The sequence below is a fragment of the Neisseria sp. P0022.S010 genome (assembly GCF_051956635.1).
The window spans coordinates 1-1980 of record NZ_JBQCXF010000544.1; the positions used below are offsets into that span (position 1 = coordinate 1).

A 1980-nucleotide genomic window follows, 5' to 3' on the forward strand; every position below is an offset into this window, starting at 1 on the left:
GGCCTAAGATACAATCGGCTTTTTTGCTTTGGATTTATGCCATGCTGTATGTGTTTGTTCGTGATATGTGGGATGTTTTGCGTTTGCGCTATCGTTCGCCGGAGACGTATTTGTATTCGCCTTTGGTAATGGCGGCGGTGTTGTTGCTGTTGGGTGTGGTAAACGCGGCCAGCATGTCGCCTTTGTTGGGCAGTGGCGCGGCGGCAGTGTGCCTGTCGGTAATTTTGGTGATTGTGAAATGGTTGGTGTTGAGCCGCTCGATGCGCAAGGTGCTGCATTATTATGGTGCGCCCCAGCTGCCTTTGTGGGGCTTTATTTTGGTGTCTGAGGCTTTGCTGCTGCCGCTGTTGCTGGTGTTGTATGTGCCGGCGTTGGCTGCGTTTGCGCTGCTGTGGCAGGCTTGGGTTTTTGTGGTGCAGGTACGTGGTTTGATGTGGATGGGAAATGCAACGGTAGGCCGTGTTTTGGTGGGTTATCTGTTGTATGGTATCAGCGTGCTGTGTGTGGGTACGGTGATTTTGATGCTGTTTATTGCCGCCGGTTGGTTGGACATGGAAACGTTGAATCAAAACCTGCAGGTGTTGATGTCCGCCCGTAAATAATCAATGGAAATTGGAAGGCCGTCTGAAATGTTCAGACGGCCTTTGTTTTATGTGTTTGTTTCGTGGTCTTGCAGGATTTTTTGAAAGACGGGGTCGGGGAGGTAGCGGCCTATCATGTCGCGCCAGCCTTGTGGACCGACCAAGCCTTTGACCATGGTGGAGGACACTTCGGCTATTTCGCGCGGCGGCATCAGGAAGACGGTGGAGATTTCGGGGGCGATGTCGCTGTTGATGTAGCGCATCGAGCGTTCGTATTCGTAGTCGGCGGAGGAACGGATGCCGCGGACGATGAAATTGGCGTTGGCTTCGCGGGCGTAATCGACCAAAAAGCGGTTTTCAAACACGCTGATGCGGACGTTGGGGAAGGGGTGGGTAATGGCATCGAGCATGGCGCGGCGTTCTTCTATGGTGTAGGTGTTGCGCTTTTCGGGATTGGTGCCGATGGCGACGATGAGTTCGTCAAAGAGGGACTGGGCTTCCTGTATCATCCACAGGTGGCCGAGGGTGGGAGGGTCGAAGCTGCCTGCGTACACGGCACGGCGCGGAGTGGTCGTGGTCATTTTGGGTTGGGAATGGGGTTTGTGTACGTTCAGGATAGGGGAGTTTGCCGGTGATGTCAAAAATCAAAAAGGCCGTCTGAAATTTCAGACGGCCTTTGTGGCTTTATCAGTCGTCACCGCTAATAGAGATGAGGATTCTCAAGAGGCTGCTGAAAATGTTGTAGATGGAGATGAAGATGGTCAGCGCCGCGCTGATGTGGCTGTCTTCACCGCCGTCGATAACGGTACGCACCTGCCACATAATCATCAGGGAACTGAAGACAACGAAGCCGGCCGCGATGGTCAGGCTCAGGGCAGGGATGTTGAGTAAGATGTTGGCCACAACGGCAATCATGAGCACGATGGCACCGGCGCCGAGGAAGCTACCGAGTTTGTTCATGTTCATTGTGGTGCGGCGTGCCATAGCGGACATGGTGAAGAATACACCGGCGGTCATGGCGGCGGCCGTGCCGACGATTTGCGCTCCGTTATTAATAGACAGGGCGTATTGCAGCATAGGGCTGATGGCAAGGCCCATGCCGAAAGTGAAGATCATCAACAGGGCTACGCCGACGTTGCTGTAACGGTTTTTCTCGATCAGGAAGGTCATGCCGTAGAAGAAGCCGAAGAAGGCGGCCAGGGCAACATAGTATGAACCGAACATGGAGAAAATGTTAAAGCCTGTTTTGGCGGAAAAGAATGCGCCGGCAACGGCAGGAATGAAAGACAGGCCGAGCAGGCGGTAGGTTTTTTGCAGGACGGTATTTTTGGCAACCGAGCCTTGCGAGGTATAGTCGTAAACGTCGTTTTGCATGGCGTTTGCTCCAGTGTGGATTGAA

At 53.5% G+C, this 1980-nt stretch carries 3 protein-coding genes; 1 reads left to right on the plus strand and 2 read right to left on the minus strand.

What is annotated here, in order from left to right; genetic code table 11:
* The first annotated feature begins 41 nt into the window (after positions 1 to 41).
* Entirely contained in the window at positions 42 to 602 is a 561-nt protein-coding gene (locus ACTHUT_RS19185) for a hypothetical protein (protein WP_250601787.1), read from the plus strand.
* Between the two features lie 47 nt (positions 603 to 649).
* Here the strand turns inward: ACTHUT_RS19185 and coaD are convergent, their stop codons facing one another.
* Both coaD and ACTHUT_RS19195 read right to left on the minus strand, forming a co-directional pair.
* Entirely contained in the window at positions 650 to 1162 is a 513-nt protein-coding gene (gene coaD, locus ACTHUT_RS19190; RefSeq protein ID WP_250601426.1) for a pantetheine-phosphate adenylyltransferase, read from the minus strand.
* Between the two features lie 106 nt (positions 1163 to 1268).
* Complete coding sequence (locus ACTHUT_RS19195; RefSeq protein ID WP_250601424.1) at positions 1269 to 1955, minus strand: Bax inhibitor-1 family protein; 687 nt, start codon at positions 1953 to 1955, stop codon at positions 1269 to 1271.
* Between the last annotated feature and the right edge of the window lie 25 nt (positions 1956 to 1980).